Below are 16,499 nucleotides of genomic sequence, written 5' to 3'. Positions count from 1 at the left end.
GGGCCGACTCACCGCGCCGCTTGGAGTTCACAGGCTGACTCGACGATCACTCGTATAGTGGAAGCCAATGTCACCAAAAGTATCCGTGGTCGTGCCGGCCTACAACAACGAGGACTACATCGCGGCGACGATCGAATCGATCCTCGCCCAGACGTTCACCGACTTCGAACTGATCATCGCCGATCACTCGTCGACAGACGGCACCAAGGCCATCATCGAGAAGTACAGCTCCGATTCCCGCATCACGGTGCTCGACACCGAGGCGGGCGGCGGGGCCCTCCGCAACTGGAACCGCGTCACCGAGGCGGCGAGCGGGGAATACCTGAAGCTCGTCTGCGGTGACGACATCCTCTACCCGCGCTCTCTCGAGGTGCAGGTCGCTGCCATCGAGGAGCACCCGGAGGTCACCCTCGTCGCGTCGACGAGGGACATCGTGGATGCCCGGGGCGTCGTCGTGGTTCCGCGCCGCGGCCTCGCGGGCATCACCGGAACCGTTCCCGGGGCGAAGGCCGTGCGTCGCACCGTGGTCGTGGGAAGCAACATCTTCGGCGAGCCGGCCTGCGTGCTGCTCCGCCGCGAGACACTCGTGAAGGTCGGGCTCTGGGATTCGCAGTTCCCCTACCTGATCGACGAGACCACCTACGCCCGTGTGCTGCTCGAGGGCGACTTCCGCGCCGTGATCGAGCCACTGGCGGCGTTCCGCATCAGCGACTCGCAGTGGAGCGTTCGACTCGTGCAGGAGCAGTCCGCGCAGGCGGCGGGATTCCACCGCTGGCTCCGGGCGGAGCATCCGTCGGTCGTCTCCGCCTTCGACGTCACGGTGGGCAACGCCCGCGCCTGGCTGATGGCGCGCATCCGGCGCTTCGCCTACCTGTGGCTACGCCGAAGGATGAACACGACCGATGAGTAGACAGAACACCGTGCGGGCGTGGCTCTCGAAGTCGGCTGTGCCGTGGTACCTGCTGACCGCCGGCGTCACGGCCTTCTTCACCTATTTCGCGCTCGACCTCAACCGCGCGAAGCTCGGGGTGCCGTGGCTCTACACCGGTGACGCCCTGGCCACCGCCGACCACTTCAAGACCACGCTCGAGCAGGGCTGGTACGAGCACAACCCGAACCTCGGGGCTCCGTGGGGCCAGAACTACAACGACTTCCCGGTGGCCGACAACCTGCATATGATCGCTGCGAAGGTTCTCGGCCTGTTCTCCGGCCACTGGCCCGTCGTGCTGAACATGTACTACTTCCTCGGCTTCATCCTCGCCGCCCTCGCCGCCTACTGGTTCTTCCGCGTCTGCCGCATCTGGCCACCGCTCTCCGTGGCGCTGTCGGTGCTGTACGCGCTCGCCCCGTACCACTTCATCCGCGGCGAATCGCACCTGTTCCTGGCGTCGTACTACTGCGTGCCGCTGGGGCTCGGACTGCTGGTCTTCCTCCTCCGCGGCGAATCGCTCTGGACGGCCCGGCCCTCCCGGTACCGCATCCTCGGCATCCTCACCGGCCGGGGGGCCTTCGCGGTGGTGGCCGTCGCGCTGCTGGCCACCTCGTCGACCTACTACGGCGTCTTCTTCATCATCCTGCTCGTCTTCACCGCCGCCTTCGTGCTCGTGCGGGACCGCAACTGGCGCCGGTTCGCGGGCGCGGCCGGCATCGGCGTGGTGACCGTGGTCGTCATGCTCATCAACATGGCCCCCGATGTGATCTTCGGCTGGGTCAACGGCCCGAACCCCGGCGGTTTCTTCCGGAACGCCGACGACTCCGAGGTCTACGCCCTGAAGCTCTCCCAGCTGCTGCTGCCCTGGGCCGGCAACCGCATCACCGCGCTCAGCGACCTGCGGGCGTTCTACGACCGCACGTTCCCGCTGCCGTCCGAACAGCCCGCACTGGGGCTCATCGGGGCTCTCGGTCTCGTCATCGCGCTGCTCGTCGTGGCCTATATGGTCGTCGCACACCGCCGCCGCACCGCCGACGAGCCCACCGGGCCTGCCGCGATCGCCGCCGGCCACGTCGAGACCATCCGCTACGTCTCACTTCTCACCCTGGTCGCGTTCCTCTTCTCGACCATCGGCGGCCTGTCGACACTGATCTCGTTCTTCACCACCGCGCTCCGCGGCTGGAACCGGATGTCGATCGTCATCGCCGCCCTGTGCCTCGTGGCCTTCGGGTTGGCGCTCCAGCTCCTGCTCACCTGGGCCTTCCGAAAACTGAAGTTCCCGAAGATCGTCGCATTCGTCACCGTCGGGGTCGTCTCCGTCGGGGTTCTCGGCGTCGGCTACTACGACCAGACGCCTGCCGTGGCCTCCGACTACCCCGGCATCACAGCGAGCTACACCGCGGACGAGGCCTTCTTCTCCGCCCTCCAGCAGGAGCTGCCGGCCGGTTCGGACGTGTTCCAGCTGCCCTACATCCCGTTCCCCGAGAACCTCGCGAGCAACGGGCTGGTCACCAGCGACGAGATCATCCCGTTTTTGCACACGACGACGCTCAACTGGAGCGCAGGCGGCATCAAGGGCCGGCCTCAGTCGGACTGGCCGTACGCCGTCTCCGAGCAGCCCGGGCCCCAGCTGGTGAAGCTCGCCGCCGCCTCCGGCATGTCGGGCATCCTCATCGACACCTGGGCCTTCGACGACAAGGGCGCCGCACTGTCGGCCGAGCTGTCGGCGACCCTGGGAGCCCCCGAGTCGACCAGTTCCGACGGCCACTGGCAGTTCTTCGACCTGCGTGCCGAACGCGAGGCGCTGGCCGCCCAGTACACACCCGACCAGCTGGCCGAGATCGAAGCCCGCGTGACCGACCCCGTCGACCTCAGCCTGCTGCCGGGCTTCCGCCCCACGTCGAACTCCGACCTGACCGCGGGCGAGGCCGACACGGTGTCCCCGCGCTTCACGCTGCTGAACGATCGGCCGGATGCCCGGGCAGTGACCGTCTCGTTCATGCTGACACTGCCCACAGCGCCCGGCGCGACCGCCGTCGTCACCTTCCCCGACGGAAGCTCGCAGTCGGTCGTCGCGGGGCCGGACGGCGCCGTCGACGTCACGCAGTCGCTCACCGTGCAGCCCGGAGACCAGCCCGTGGAGGTGACGGTCGCCGCCGGCTCGGCGGCAGCGCCTCCCGTCGTGCGCCTCTCGGAGCTCCGCGTCCGGGAGACGGCGGTCGGGGCGTTGCTCGGCGACTGAGAGCGCAACGGTGATAAAGTCATCCACCGTGAGACACGAGACGGATTCAGGCGACCAGAAGCCACACGAGATCTCGATCGTCGTCCCCGTCTACCAGGGTGAGCGCACGCTCGCCGCGCTGATGGCCGAGATCGCCCCGCTCACGCGCGTGCAGGTCTCCCCCGCCGGCTACCCGTGGGTCGTGCGGGAGACCCTCCTCGTCTTCGACAACGGTCCGGATGACTCGGCCGCGGTCATCCGCGACCTCACCGTCGAGCATCCGTTCGTCCGCGCCGTCTGGCTCAGCAAGAACTCCGGCCAGCACGCCGCCACCCTCGCAGGAATGGCGTCGGCCGGCAGTGAGTGGATCGTGACCCTCGACGAAGACGGGCAGCACGACCCCGCCGACATCCCCGTGCTGCTCGACACCGCCCTCACCGAGCAGGCGTCGGTCGTCTACGCCAAGCCGGTCAACCCGCCGCCTCACGGCTGGCTTCGGAACACGGCCTCCGTGGGGGCGAAGATCGTGCTCAGCCGGCTCGCCGGGGGCGGCAACGCCAGCAGCTTCCAGAGCTACCGGCTCATCCTCGGCAGTGTCGCGCGGAGCGTTGCGGCCTACTCGGGCTCGGGCGTCTACCTCGACATCGCCATGAGCTGGATCGCCGGCAAGGTCAGCACAGCCCCGGTCACCCTGCGGGCCGAGGGCGACCGCCCCTCCGGCTACTCCGCACGCCGGCTCTTCGGCCACTTCTGGCGCATGGTGCTGACCAGCGGCACCCGTGGTCTTCGGATCGTGAGCTTCCTCGGGGTGCTGTTCGCGGTCGTCGGCATCTTCGTGGCCGTCTACATCCTGCTCGCCCGGCTGACGACGTCCACGGTTCCCGATGGCTGGGCCTCGACGATCGTCGTCGTGCTCCTCGGCACCGGGGCGATCCTGTTCTCGCTCGGGGTGATCGCGGAGTACATCGGCATCAACGTGAACATGGCCATGGGAAAGCCGCCGTACCTCATCACGACGGATCCCGCGCTCGGCCCGCTGGGCCGGGCCCACCGGGCACCCGCCTCGGAGCCGCTGGGCCGCGTGCGTCTCACGGAATGACCCTCACCACCTGGATCGTCGGCTCGGGGGGCCTCCTCGGCCGGGCCCTCACCGCTGCTGCCGGGGCGCGCGCCGACTGGCAGATCGTGCCGTCGCCGCCGCTCGACTGGTCGGATCGGCAGGGCGTGAGCGAGACCAGCGCCGCGCTGCTGGACTCGTGGTTCGGCGCTCTGGCCGACGACCGCGGCAACACGGACGGCTGGTGCCTCATCTGGGCGGCCGGCGCCGGCGTCATCGGAACCTCGCGCGAGCAGTTCGGAGCGGAACTGGCCCAGTTCGACGCGGTACTCGACCTGGTCTCCTCAGCGGCGGCCGTGCACGGCGTCGCGTCCCGCGGGTCGGTGTTCCTCGCATCGTCCGCCGGCGGTCTGTACGGTGGCTCGGCAACGCCTCCCTACACCGAACAAACGCTGCCCGTGCCGTTGTCGCCCTATGGCGAGACCAAGCTGGCCATGGAACGCTCCCTCGACGCCTTCCACGAGCGCACCGGCACGGCCGTGCTGAAGGGCCGGATCGCCAACCTCTACGGCCCGGGCCAGAAGCTCAGCAAGATGCAGGGACTGATCTCCGTTCTCGCCAAGGCGCAGTTCTCGCCCACCCCCGCGTCGATCTTCGTCCCCCTCGACACCGTGCGCGACTACATCTACGTCGACGACTGCGCCGAGCTGATCCTCGATGCCCTCGAACGGCTCGTCTCACTGGGCGAGCCGAACATCACCAAGATCCTCGCCAGCGGTGAGGCGGTCACCGTGGGCGCCCTGATCGGTCACTTCCAGTCGCTCACCCGGCGAAAGCCCCACATCATGCTGGGCAGCTCCCCCACCGTCTCGATGCAGGCCCTCGACCTGCGGCTCCGCTCCGTGGTGTGGTCCGACCTCGACGAGCGGGAGCTCACCCCGCTTCCGGCGGGAATCCACGCGACGATGCTCGACATCCTGGGGAGCATCCAGAGGGGCTGAGCCCCAGACAGGAGCATCCGGCGGGGCTGAGCCCCAGAACAGGAGCATCCGGCGGGGGCTGACGCCTCAGACGACGCGTTCGACCGGGTCGTCTGCCGCAGCCGGGACGGCCGGTGGGCCATCGGTCCTGCTCGGGCGCACAGTGCGGGCCAGGCCGATCCCGAGCTGCACCGCGGCCACGAACGACCCCACGATGAGCGGGCTCGTCACGCGGAGGAGCGGATCGCTGAGGAGGAGCACCGGAACCACGGCAGCGACCGCACCGATCACCCACGAGCGGATGACGAGCGTGTGCCGGCCGAGCGCGAGCGACCCGTCGGACACGACGAGCGCGATCAGGAAGATCCCCACTCCACCCGAGACGAGGATGATGCCGAACGAGGAGAGCACCTTGCCCGCGAAGAACAGGTTCAGGATGAACGGGCCGAGCAGCAGCATCCCGAGCACCAGCACGACCGCCGCCGCCACAGCAGCACCCACCGCGACCAGCACCGTGCGGCTGGCCTGCCGGGTGTCACCGTTCCGCCAGGCGCTGGCGACCCGCGGCAGATAGAGGATCTGCAGCACCTGGTAGGCGAAGACCGGGATGCGCGCGATCGACAGGCAGACGAGTATCTCGCCGGTCAGGGCGATCGCGTCGGTGCCGCCGACCAGCTTCGCGATCAGCGGCCCGCTGTTCAGGATCAGCTGGATCGACAGGGCCGCGCCGATCAGCCGCGCCAGCCGGCCGAGGAACTGGCCGACCGGAAGCCGGTCAAGGCCCTTCCACGAGTGGCGCCGACGCACGAAGGCGGGCAGCACCGAGACGAGGGTGGCAATGGGTACGACGAAGGCGAAGGAGACCGCCCCGGCCATCCCGAGCCAGACGATGAGAACGGGCAGGCCGACCCGAAGCACACCCTCGACGGCGATGATCGCCGAGTACCGCGTCGTGAGATGGCTGCCGGAGAGGAGGCCGCGCGCGGGGAACTGCACGGCGTAGGCGAGGAACGACGCGACAAGGGCCAGTACGAGCCATGGGCTGCCGATGTACGCCAGGCCCGCCGGGCTGAAGAGGGCGAGGGCGGCCAGGGAGGTGAACACTGCGACTCCGCCGCCCACCAGGAAGACCAGCCGCACCATCCCGCCGCGCGTGCCGTGCGTGGCCCCCGCGATCGAACGGGAGGTCTCCTGCTCCACCGGATAGAAGAATCCCAGGCCGATCGTGACGGTCATCGACCAGAAGACTGCGAAGTTCGCATACTCGGCGTCACTCGCGTCGCGGAGCAGCACCAGCAGCACATAGCTGCCGATTCCGGACATCACCGCGGCGAGGCCCACGATCGCCGTACGCGTCAGCGCAGCGCGCGAGGGGGCAGGCGGCACGGTAGAGTCCTCTAGGTGGTTGGCGGAACCGTAGACACGTTACCGTCATTTGTCTTCGAGAAAGGGCCCTGCCCCATGCTTTCCAAAGCCCTGATAGCGGGCGGAGCCGGATTCGTCGGCTCCCACCTGACCGACAGGTTGCTCGACGAGGGCTGGGAAGTGACCGTCGTCGACAACCTCATCACCGGTTTCGACAGCAACCTCGCGCACCTGGCGGAGCACCCCCGCCTGACCTTCCTGCACATGAACGCCGAAGACGCCGGATCCATCGACGAGACGTTCGACCTCGTGCTGCACTTCGCCTCTCCCGCCTCGCCGCCGCGCTACCTCGCGCATCCGATCGAGACCATGCACGCCGGGTCGATCGTCACAGAGGCGCTGCTCCGCATCGCGGAGCGCGACGGAGCCCGTTTCATCCTCTCCTCCACCTCCGAGGTGTACGGCGACCCGTCGGTGCACCCGCAGACCGAGGAGTACTGGGGAAACGTCTCCTCGACAGGGCCCCGGAGCGTCTACGACGAGGCGAAGCGCTACGCCGAGGCGATCTCCTTCGCCTTCCACCGCACGCACGGCGTCGACATCGGCGTGGTGCGGCTGTTCAACACCTACGGCCCGCGCATGGATCCCGATGACGGCCGCGCCGTTCCCGCCTTCGTGAAGGCCGCGCTCGCCGATGCTCCCATTCCGCTGCACGGAGACGGCCTCCAGACGCGCTCGCTCTGCTTCATCGACGACCAGGTCGACGGCATCCTGGCCCTGGCTGCGAGCCACGAGACGGGGCCGATCAACATCGGCAACCCGCACGAGCAGAGCCTGCTCGAGATCGCCGAGCTGGTCATCCAGCTCACCGGCAGCTCCTCCACCATCGAATTCCACCCACGCCCTGTCGACGACCCGGAGCGTCGGCAACCCGACATCACCAAGGCCCAGGAACTCCTGTCCTGGAACCCGCGGGTCGATGTCGTGGAGGGCCTCACCCGAACCATCGACTGGTTCAGAACCCACGGGAACACCAAGTGAAACTCTCTGTGCTCATGCCTGTCTACAACGAGCAGGCGACCCTCCAGAAGGTGCTCGACAAGGTGCTCGCCATCGAATGGCAGGCCGAGGTCGAGGTCGAGTTCGTCATCGTGAACGACGGCAGCGTCGACCTGACCGCGACGATCCTCGACGCCATCGACGACAAGCGCGTGACGGTCTTCCACCAGCCGCGGAACCAGGGCAAGGGCGCGGCGATCCGGAAAGCCGCCTCGCTCGCGACCGGTGATCACCTCATCATCTGCGATGCCGACGAAGAGTACAGGCCCTCCGAGATCCCCGGGCTCCTCCAGCCCATCCTCGACGGTGACGCGAAGATCGTCTACGGCACCCGCACCTTCGGCAGCCACACCTCCTACTCGTACTGGTACGTCATCGGCAACCGCGGCGTGAACCTGTTCACGAACGTGATCTTCAACGCCTACGTCAGCGACGTGGAGACCTGCTACAAGCTCATGCCGACCGAGCTCTACCGGTCGCTGAAGATCACGTCGAACGGTTTCGGCATGGAGGCCGAGATCACCGGCAAGCTCCTGGCGCGCGGCTACCGCCCCTACGAGGTGCCGATCTCGTACAAGGCCCGCACCCGCGCCGAGGGCAAGAAGATCACCGCCTGGGACGGCGTCGAAGCGCTCTGGATCCTGCTGAAGATCCGCCTGAGGGAAGGCTCTCGCCGGCAGCCGCCGGTGACCCTGCCCTGAGGGTGGCGGGGCATCGGCCCCGCCACCCGTCCGGCTGCTGCCCGGCTTCCCGCCGGACGGGCCTACGGCTTCAGAAGGTTCTGCAGGTACACGCCGTACCCGCTCTTCACCAGCGGCTGGGCGAGGCGCGCCAGGTCGTCGTCGGTGATCCAGCCCGAATTCCAGGCGACCTCCTCGATACAACCGATCTTGTAGCCCTGCCGGTCCTCGACGACCCGCACGAACTCGGTGGCCTGCAGCATCGACTCGAACGTGCCGGTGTCGAGCCACGCCGTTCCGCGGTCGAGCACCTGCACGCGGAGGGTCCCCGCGTCGAGGTAGTGGGCGTTGACAGCCGTGATCTCGAGCTCGCCGCGGGCGCTCGGACGAATCGAGCGCGCGACCTCCACGATGGTGTTGTCGTAGAAGTACAGCCCGGGAACAGCGAAGTCGGACTTCGGATGCTCGGGCTTCTCCTCGATCGACACCGCGACGTTGTCGTCGTCGAACTCGACCACACCGTACGCCCGGGGGTTCGACACGTGGGCCGCGAAGACGAGGGCACCGTCGACGTCGGTGTGCTCGCGCATCGACTCGCCGAACCCCTGCCCGTGGAAGATGTTGTCGCCGAGCACGAGCGCCACGCTCTCGTCGCCGATGAACTCCTCACCGATGAGGAACGCCTGCGCGAGCCCGTCGGGCGATTCCTGCACGGCGTATTCGAGGCGGATACCGAGCTCTGACCCGTCGCCGAGCAGCGACCGGAACTGGTCGGAGTACTCCGGCGTCGTGATGATCAGGATCTCGCGGATGCCAGCCAGCATCAGCGTCGAGAGGGGGTAGTAGATCATCGGCTTGTCGTAGATCGGCATCAGCTGCTTGCTGATGCCGCGGGTGATGGGCCACAGCCGGGTACCCGATCCGCCCGCCAGGATGATGCCGCGCATCAGGCGCCCTTCACCGCGAGCGACGCATAGTGCGCCTTCGCATCGTCGTGGGTCGTCAGGAGTCCCGCGGCCAGCGCCTCGGCCAGCGACGGCGCCTCCAGGTCTTTCGGCGACAGCACCGGCGCTCCGGCCTCAGGCGGGAACGCCAGGGCGATCTCGGGGTCGAGGGGGTTGATCGCGTGCTCCTTCAGGGCGTCGAACGTGTCGGTCACGAGGTAGCTCACCGTGGCGTCATCCGTCAGCGCGACGAAGGCATGCCCGAGCCCTTCGGCGATGTAGACCGAACGGTGGTGCTCGGAATCGAGCAGCACCGCATCCCAGCGCCCGAACGTCGGCGAACCCACCCGCAGGTCGATCACGTAGTCGAGCACCGCGCCGTGGGTCGCCGTGACGAACTTGGCCTGGCCGAGCGGCACGTCGGCGAAGTGGATGCCGCGCACCACGCCCTTCCGTGAGACGGACACATTCGCCTGCCGGAGGGTGAGCGGGTGCCCGATGGTCTCCTCCAGGCGGTCGAAGCGGTACCACTCGAAGAACAGCCCGCGGTCGTCGGCGTGTTGCACGGGGGTGATCTCGTAGGAATCGGGGATGCTGAGCTCTCGAATCTGCACCTTGGAATTCTATCGGCGGGCAGCTGCCATAGAATGCCGACGTGAAGATACTCGTAACCGGCGGTGCTGGATTCATCGGCTCGAACTTCGTTCGACGCGTCCTCCAAGACAGCTATCCGGGGTTGGAGGGTGCGGAGGTCGTCGTTCTCGACGCCCTGACGTACTCGGGCAACCTCGAGAACCTGGCGTCGGTGAGCGACTCGCCGCGCTACACGTTCGTCGAGGGCGACATCCGCGACGGCGCTCTCCTCGACCGGCTGTTCCCGGGCATCGACGCCGTGGTGCACTTCGCTGCGGAGTCGCACGTCGACCGCTCCGTCGACGACGCCTCGATCTTCGTGGAGACCAACGTGCTCGGCACGCAGCAGCTCCTGGATGCCGGGCTCCGCAGCGGCCTGGCGCGTTTCGTGCACGTCTCCACCGACGAGGTCTACGGCACCATCCCCGAGGGCTCCTGGCCCGAGACGAACATCCTCGAACCGAACTCCCCGTACTCGGCCTCGAAGGCCGGCAGCGACCTGCTCGTGCGGTCGTACTACCGCACGCACGGCATGAACGTGTCGATCACACGCTGCTCCAACAACTACGGGCCCTTCCACTTTCCCGAGAAGGTCATCCCGCTCTTCGTCACGAACCTCATCGACGGCAACCACGTTCCGCTCTACGGCACCGGTGAGAACATCAGGGACTGGCTGCACGTCGACGACCACACCCGCGCCATCGCCCTCGTTCTCGTCGGCGGGCGTCCCGGTGAGATCTACAACATCGGCGGCGGCACGGAGCTCTCGAATGTCGAGCTGACGAACCTGCTGCTCGAGGCGACCGGCACCGACTGGTCGTATGTCGACCATGTCGAGGACCGCAAGGGCCACGACCTCCGCTACTCGGTGGACTGCTCCAAGATCTCGCGGGAGCTCGGTTACGAGCCCCTGATCCCCTTCGAGCAGGGGCTCGGCGATGTCGTCGCCTGGTACCGCAACAACCGCGCCTGGTGGGAATCGCTGAAGGCCCGCGCCGCGCTCGCACGATGAGCGGAACCGCGGCCGAAGCCGCACCCGCGACCCAACCGGCACAGGCACCCTCACCGGCAGCCGCTGGGCCGCGCTACCTCATCACCGGGGCGAGCGGGATGCTGGGCCTCGACCTGCAGGCCGCGCTCGCCGCTCGCGGGGCCGACGTGACCGCTCTCGGCCGCAGCGATCTCGACGTGACCGACGCAGACGCCGTGCTTCGCGCGGTGGCCGGCCACGATGTCGTCTTCAACCTCGCTGCGTACACCAGGGTCGACGACGCGGAGGAATTCGAGCACGAGGCGTTCGATGTCAACGCGATCGGCGCCGGCAACGTCGCGTCAGCGGCCCGCGAGAGCGGAGCCACGATCATCCACGTGTCGACCGACTACGTGTTCGACGGCTCGGCCACCTCGCCCTACCCCGAAGACGCGCCCTACAGCCCGCTGTCGGCGTACGGGCGCACCAAGGCCGAAGGTGAGCGGAGGGTGCTCCACGAGCATCCGTCGGGCGCCTTCGTCGTGCGCACGGCGTGGCTCTACGGCAGCAATGGCTCGAACTTCCCGAAGACGATGCTGAAGTTGATCGCCGGGCGCGACACAGTGAGTGTGGTGACAGACCAGTTCGGCCAGCCGACCTGGACGGTGGATGTCGCAGCCCAGCTGCTTCGCCTCGCGGACTCGCATGCCGAACCGGGCATCTACCACGCCACGAACTCCGGCGACACCTCGTGGTTCGCCTTCACACAGGCACTGTTCGGGGAACTCGGAATTGACCCTGATAAGGTGCAGCCGACAGACAGTTCGCAGTTTGTTCGCCCCGCCCCGCGGCCCGCGTATTCCGTACTCGGGCATGACGCGTGGTCCCGAGCGGGGATCGAGCCCATGCGACGTTGGGGTGAGGCGCTGCACGCTGCAGCGGTTTCGGGAACTTTTGGAGATACATGGCAACGCTTCGGGTCGTCGTCGACCAGATCCTGAGCCCCGTTCCCGGCGGCATCGGTCGCTACACCGAAGAGCTCACCCGGGAACTCATCACGACGGCACCGAGGGACTGCTTCGTCGAGGCCATTGTGGCCGCGCATCCGCCCGCCTCGATCGCCGATCTGAAGGCCCGCCTGCCCGGCCTCACCGGTGTCACGCGCACCCCTCTCGGCCGTCGCGAGCTCTCCGCGGCCTGGCAGCACGGCATGCTCACCGGCCAGAGTCGCGGCATGGTTCATGCAACCTCCCTGCTCGCCCCCCTCACCAAGCACGATCAGCTTCACCAGCCCGGCGACCAGATCGCCGTCACGATCCACGATGTGGTTCCGTGGACGCATCCGCAGACCCTCACCTCCCACGGCGTGGCCTGGCATAAGGCCATGGCGAAGCGTGCGCGGAAGTACGCTGACGCTGTCGTGGTGCCCACCCACGCTGTCGCCCAGGAGCTCGCCCGCTACGTGAACTTCGGCGAGCGCGTGCGGGTCATCGGCGGGGCCGTGAGCTCGTCCCTGCGCCTGCCGGCCGACGCGGATGCCCACGCTGCAGCCCTCGGACTGCCCGACTCGTACGTGCTGGCGGTCGGCACCCTCGAGCCCCGCAAGGGCCTCGCCTCACTCATCGCCGCCCTCGCCAGGGACGACGCCCCGGATCTCCCGCTCGTGATCGCGGGGCCGAAGGGCTGGGGCGACCTCGATGTCGAAGCCGTCGCCGCCTCGGTGGGGCTGGCCGCGAACCGACTGCACATCCTCGGCTTCGTGAGCGACGAAGACCTGGCGCTCGTGATCTCGCGCGCCACGGTCTTCGTGTATCCGAGCATGGCAGAGGGCTTCGGCCTGCCGATCATCGAGGCGCTGCACTTCGGCACCCCGGTCATCCACACCGACGTGCCCGCCCTGCTCGAGGTTGCCGATGACGCGAGCATCGTCGTGCCGCGGGACGACGCGGCGGGTCTCCCTGCGCGCCTCGCCGAGGCAATCAGCCGCGTGGTGACCGACGACGCCCTCGCCCGGCGGCTCCGGATCGTCGGACTCGACCGCGCCCGCGCCTACAGCTGGCGCGACTCCGCCGAGAAGGTCTGGCAGCTGCACGCCGACCTCTGACCGGCTCCTCCTCGCGCCCGGCTCCGCCCGGTCCCGTTCACGTCATCGACCGGGGGGCAGCGGTTCCGTGGTGGGGCTGTCGCTTCCGCTGACGATTGTCGCTTCCGCGCCTGCGCGCGCACGCGCGGAAGCGACAAATGTGAGCGGAGGCGCTGCGGAGGGAGGGCGGAGGCGCTGCGGAGGCGACCGGCGCTGCTACAGGCGGGACTGGAGGGCGGCGTTCTTCTGCTCGACGGTGGCCGTGAGGGTGGCGCGGTAGGCGTCGAGACGCTCGGCGAGGGCGGCGGCTCCGCCGGACGCGCTCGCCGGCACTGCCGCGAGGATCTGCACGGCCAGCAGGCCGGCGTTCGTGGCCCCGCCGATCGACACCGTGGCGACGGGGATGCCGGCAGGCATCTGCACGATGGAGAGCAGCGAGTCCATGCCGTCGAGTCGGGCGAGCGGAACCGGCACGCCGATCACGGGCAGCGTCGTGACAGCGGCCAGCATGCCGGGCAGGTGCGCCGCACCTCCGGCGCCCGCGATGATCACCTGCAGCCCGCGCGCACGCGCTGTGCGGCCGTAGTCGATCATCTTCTCCGGCGTGCGATGGGCCGACACGACCTGCACCTCGTGCGCGATGCCGAACTCCTTCAGCACGGCGACGGCGCCTTCCATGACCGAGAAGTCGGAGTCCGACCCCATGACGACGCCAATGACGGGCTGTTCACTGCTCATGCGCCCAGCCTACCGAGCCCCGCCGCGTCGGCAACGCCCCACCGCTCCAGCGCCCCAGCGCTCCAGCGCCCCGATGCCCCGCGCCGAGCCCCGCCCGCAGCGGTGACCAGCGCGAACCCTCCCACCCGGGAGGAGCCCAGGCGATCCTCGGCGCATACGACCTCGGTTCCGCTCAGCTCCTCCCGGGCGGGAGATGCACGCCGCGTGGAACGCCGCCGGAGATCACAGCACGATCACCGCACGATCACAGCGGGATGTTGCCGTGCTTCTTCGCCGGCAGCGACGCCCGCTTCGTGCGGAGGGCCCGCAGCCCCTTCACGATCGCGACCCTGGTGGCCGCCGGCTCGATCACGCCGTCGAGTTCGCCGCGCTCCGCCGCCAGGAACGGCGACGCCACGTTGTAGGTGTACTCGTTCGCGAGCTTGGTGCGCACCGCCGCGACATCCTCGCCCGCATCCTCGGCCCGTTTGATCTCGCCGCGGTACAGGATGTTCACCGCACCCTGCCCGCCCATCACCGCGATCTCGGCCGTGGGCCAGGCGAGGTTGAGGTCGGCGCCGAGCTGCTTCGAGCCCATCACGATGTAGGCCCCGCCGTAGGCCTTCCGCACGATCACGGTGATCAGCGGAACGGTGGCCTCGGCGTAGGCGTAGAGCAGCTTCGCGCCGCGGCGGATGACGCCCGTCCATTCCTGGTCGGTTCCGGGGAGGTACCCGGGAACATCCACCAGCGTCACGATCGGGATCGAGAACGCATCGCAGAAGCGCACGAACCGGGCCGCCTTCTCCCCCGCCTCGATGTTCAGCGTGCCCGCCATCGCGTTCGGCTGGTTCGCGATGATGCCGACCGAGCGCCCCTCGACCCGGGCGAACCCGATCAGGATGTTCGGGGCATACAGCGGCTGCACCTCGAGGAAGTCCGCGTTGTCGACGATGTGCTCGATGATCGTGTGCATGTCGTAGGGCTGGTTCGGGCTGTCGGGGATGATCGTGTTCAGCTTGTGGTCGGCATCCGTGATCTCGAGCTCTGCCAGGTGCTCGTACACCGGCAGCTCGGCCAGGTTGTTGTCGGGCAGGAAGCCGAGCAGCGTGCGCACGTAGTCGAGCGCGTCGTCCTCGTCGCTTGCGAGGTAGTGCGAGACGCCCGAGACGGTGTTGTGGGTCAGGGCGCCGCCGAGCTCCTCCATGCCGACATCCTCGCCGGTGACGGTCTTGATCACGTCGGGGCCGGTGACGAACATCTGGCTGGTCTTGTCGACCATGATCACGAAGTCGGTGAGAGCGGGCGAGTACACGGCGCCGCCCGCGGCCGGGCCCATGATGATCGAGATCTGCGGGATGACGCCCGAGGCCTGGGTGTTGCGACGGAAGATCTCGCCGTACTTGCCGAGCGCCACGACACCCTCCTGGATGCGCGCACCACCCGAGTCGAGCATCCCGATGATCGGCACACCGGTCTTCAGCGCAAGATCCATCACCTTGATGATCTTCTCGCCGGCGACCTCGCCGAGCGAGCCGCCGAAGATGGTGAAGTCCTGCGCGTAGACGGCGACCTGCCGGCCGTGGATCGTGCCGGTGCCGGTGACGACCGCATCACCGTAGGGGCGCTTCTTCTCCATGCCGAAGGCGTGCGTGCGGTGGCGCACGAACTCGTCGAGCTCGACGAACGAACCGTGGTCGAGCAGCTGTTCGATCCGCTCGCGCGCCGTCTTCTTGCCCTTGGCGTGCTGCTTCGCAATGGCGGCCTCGCCGGACTGCGTCACGGCCTCGTGGTAGCGGTTCTTGAGGTCGACCAGTTTGCCGGCAGTGGTGTACATGTCGGGCCCTGAAGTTGTTTCATCGCTCACAGGAGTTCACTCTACCGGCCAACGCTTTGGGCGAGCCGTTGACGAATTCCTCCATATTCTCCCGGTGTTGCCAGAGGTTTCCCTGCCCCGAGCGCCCTAGGGTCGGAGTATGGATGCTCCCCTCAGCCGCGCGCTGGTCCCCCGCCTCGACTGGCTGGCCGAGGCCGGTTCGACCAATTCGGTGCTGGTCGCCGCTGCGGGCGGTGCGGATGCCGCATCCTGGCCCGACCTCTCGGTGGTCGTCACCGACAACCAGACCGAGGGTCGCGGGCGGCTCGGCCGCGTCTGGACGGCCCCGCCCGGCACCTCACTCGCGATCTCGGTGCTGCTCCGCCCCGAGCTGGCCTCCGGGGGTGCACTGCCTCCGTCATCGCTCGGCTGGATCCCGCTGCTCGGCGGCGCCGCCATGGCCCGGGCCGTGAACCTCGTGCTGGCGCGCGCGGCTGTGAGCGCCGGCGCGGGAGCCGCGGTGGTGGACGGCCCGCGCGCGGTCGTCAAGTGGCCGAACGACGTGCTCATCGACGGCCTCAAGGTGTGCGGTGTGCTGTCGGAGCTGCTGCCGGGGGCCGCGGGCGTGGTGGTCGGCGCGGGGGTCAACCTCTTTCTCACTGAAGAGCAACTGCCCGTGCCCACCGCGACCTCGATCGCTCTCGCTGCGGGAGCCGGTGCCGGGACCCCGACGACGGCCTTCACGGGCGACGACCTGCTGTCGGCCTATCTCGCGGAGCTGATCCGTCTGTACCGTTCCCTCACAGCGGCCGACGGGGATGCTGCGGGCAGCGGTGTCGCCGCAGTGGTCGCCTCGCGCTGCGGCACCCTCGGCCAGCCCGTGCGTGTCGAGCTCCCGGGCGACGTCTTCGTGACCGGTCTCGCCACCGGCCTCGACACCGACGGACGCCTCATCGTGAAGCGCGACGGCGGATCCGGCGACCTCGTCGTCTCAGCCGGCGACGTGACCCACCTGAGGTACTGACCCCGTGCGCCGCCGGAAG

15 protein-coding genes are annotated in these 16,499 nt (G+C 68.5%); 10 read left to right on the top strand and 5 right to left on the bottom strand.

Annotated features, from left to right (window positions below; all coding sequences use genetic code 11):
• Positions 1–67 precede the first annotated feature (67 nt).
• Genes B7R21_RS04265 through B7R21_RS04250 form a run of 4 tightly spaced genes read left to right on the top strand, consistent with a single transcriptional unit; the run spans position 68 to position 5,210 of the window.
• The gene (locus B7R21_RS04265) at positions 68–910 is read left to right on the top strand and encodes a glycosyltransferase family 2 protein (RefSeq protein WP_116282009.1); all 843 of its coding nucleotides are present in this window, start codon (positions 68–70) and stop codon (positions 908–910) included.
• On the top strand, positions 903–3,173 hold the full coding sequence (locus B7R21_RS04260) for a hypothetical protein (RefSeq protein WP_116282008.1): 2,271 nt from the start codon (positions 903–905) through the stop codon (positions 3,171–3,173). Before B7R21_RS04265 ends, B7R21_RS04260 begins: the two co-directional genes overlap by 8 nt.
• Positions 3,174–3,201: 28 nt before the next feature.
• The gene (locus B7R21_RS04255; protein WP_253259627.1) at positions 3,202–4,251 is read left to right on the top strand and encodes a glycosyltransferase; all 1,050 of its coding nucleotides are present in this window, start codon (positions 3,202–3,204) and stop codon (positions 4,249–4,251) included.
• Positions 4,248–5,210 carry an NAD-dependent epimerase/dehydratase family protein gene (locus B7R21_RS04250; RefSeq protein ID WP_116282007.1) on the top strand — a complete coding sequence of 321 codons (963 nt, stop codon included), beginning with the start codon at positions 4,248–4,250 and terminating at the stop codon, positions 5,208–5,210. Before B7R21_RS04255 ends, B7R21_RS04250 begins: the two co-directional genes overlap by 4 nt.
• A gap of 66 nt (positions 5,211–5,276) precedes the next feature.
• On the opposite strand, the gene B7R21_RS04245 is transcribed toward B7R21_RS04250, so the two are convergent.
• A complete protein-coding gene (locus tag B7R21_RS04245; protein WP_116282006.1) occupies positions 5,277–6,575 on the bottom strand; it encodes a hypothetical protein in 1,299 nt (432 codons plus the stop codon).
• A gap of 75 nt (positions 6,576–6,650) precedes the next feature.
• Between B7R21_RS04245 and B7R21_RS04240 the strand changes: the two genes are divergently transcribed.
• The gene (locus B7R21_RS04240) at positions 6,651–7,595 is read left to right on the top strand and encodes an NAD-dependent epimerase/dehydratase family protein (RefSeq protein ID WP_116282005.1); all 945 of its coding nucleotides are present in this window, start codon (positions 6,651–6,653) and stop codon (positions 7,593–7,595) included.
• Positions 7,596–7,609: 14 nt separating this feature from the next.
• Positions 7,610–8,314, top strand: a complete 705-nt coding sequence (locus tag B7R21_RS04235) for a glycosyltransferase family 2 protein (RefSeq protein WP_216364102.1) — start codon at positions 7,610–7,612, stop codon at positions 8,312–8,314.
• Between the two features lie 62 nt (positions 8,315–8,376).
• On the opposite strand, the gene rfbA is transcribed toward B7R21_RS04235, so the two are convergent.
• Together rfbA and B7R21_RS04225 are read right to left on the bottom strand one after the other, a co-directional pair.
• Positions 8,377–9,240 (bottom strand): glucose-1-phosphate thymidylyltransferase RfbA, encoded by an 864-nt coding sequence (gene rfbA, locus B7R21_RS04230; protein ID WP_116282003.1) that lies wholly within the window; start codon positions 9,238–9,240, stop codon positions 8,377–8,379.
• Positions 9,240–9,851, bottom strand: a complete 612-nt coding sequence (locus B7R21_RS04225; RefSeq protein ID WP_116282002.1) for a dTDP-4-dehydrorhamnose 3,5-epimerase family protein — start codon at positions 9,849–9,851, stop codon at positions 9,240–9,242. The genes rfbA and B7R21_RS04225 overlap by 1 nt, the downstream gene beginning before the upstream one ends.
• 41 nt (positions 9,852–9,892) lie before the next feature.
• Here B7R21_RS04225 and rfbB point away from each other — a divergent pair, with 41 nt between their 5' ends.
• Genes rfbB through B7R21_RS04210 form a run of 3 tightly spaced genes read left to right on the top strand, consistent with a single transcriptional unit; the run spans position 9,893 to position 12,944 of the window.
• Positions 9,893–10,882, top strand: a complete 990-nt coding sequence (gene rfbB, locus B7R21_RS04220; RefSeq protein WP_116282001.1) for a dTDP-glucose 4,6-dehydratase — start codon at positions 9,893–9,895, stop codon at positions 10,880–10,882.
• The gene (rfbD, locus tag B7R21_RS04215) at positions 10,879–11,841 is read left to right on the top strand and encodes a dTDP-4-dehydrorhamnose reductase (RefSeq protein ID WP_116282000.1); all 963 of its coding nucleotides are present in this window, start codon (positions 10,879–10,881) and stop codon (positions 11,839–11,841) included. Before rfbB ends, rfbD begins: the two co-directional genes overlap by 4 nt.
• Positions 11,805–12,944, top strand: a complete 1,140-nt coding sequence (locus tag B7R21_RS04210; RefSeq protein ID WP_116281999.1) for a glycosyltransferase family 4 protein — start codon at positions 11,805–11,807, stop codon at positions 12,942–12,944. Before rfbD ends, B7R21_RS04210 begins: the two co-directional genes overlap by 37 nt.
• A gap of 195 nt (positions 12,945–13,139) precedes the next feature.
• On the opposite strand, the gene purE is transcribed toward B7R21_RS04210, so the two are convergent.
• Both purE and B7R21_RS04200 read right to left on the bottom strand, forming a co-directional pair.
• The gene (gene purE / locus B7R21_RS04205; protein ID WP_116281998.1) at positions 13,140–13,661 is read right to left on the bottom strand and encodes a 5-(carboxyamino)imidazole ribonucleotide mutase; all 522 of its coding nucleotides are present in this window, start codon (positions 13,659–13,661) and stop codon (positions 13,140–13,142) included.
• 244 nt (positions 13,662–13,905) lie between these two features.
• Positions 13,906–15,477 carry an acyl-CoA carboxylase subunit beta gene (locus B7R21_RS04200; protein WP_116281997.1) on the bottom strand — a complete coding sequence of 524 codons (1,572 nt, stop codon included), beginning with the start codon at positions 15,475–15,477 and terminating at the stop codon, positions 13,906–13,908.
• Positions 15,478–15,616: 139 nt separating this feature from the next.
• Here B7R21_RS04200 and B7R21_RS04195 point away from each other — a divergent pair, with 139 nt between their 5' ends.
• Positions 15,617–16,480 (top strand): biotin--[acetyl-CoA-carboxylase] ligase, encoded by an 864-nt coding sequence (locus tag B7R21_RS04195; RefSeq protein ID WP_116281996.1) that lies wholly within the window; start codon positions 15,617–15,619, stop codon positions 16,478–16,480.
• Positions 16,481–16,499 lie beyond the last annotated feature (19 nt).

The organism is Subtercola boreus (genome assembly GCF_003399625.1).
GTDB lineage: Bacteria > Actinomycetota > Actinomycetes > Actinomycetales > Microbacteriaceae > Subtercola > Subtercola boreus_C.
This window is presented reverse-complemented; position numbering and strand designations above follow the sequence as displayed.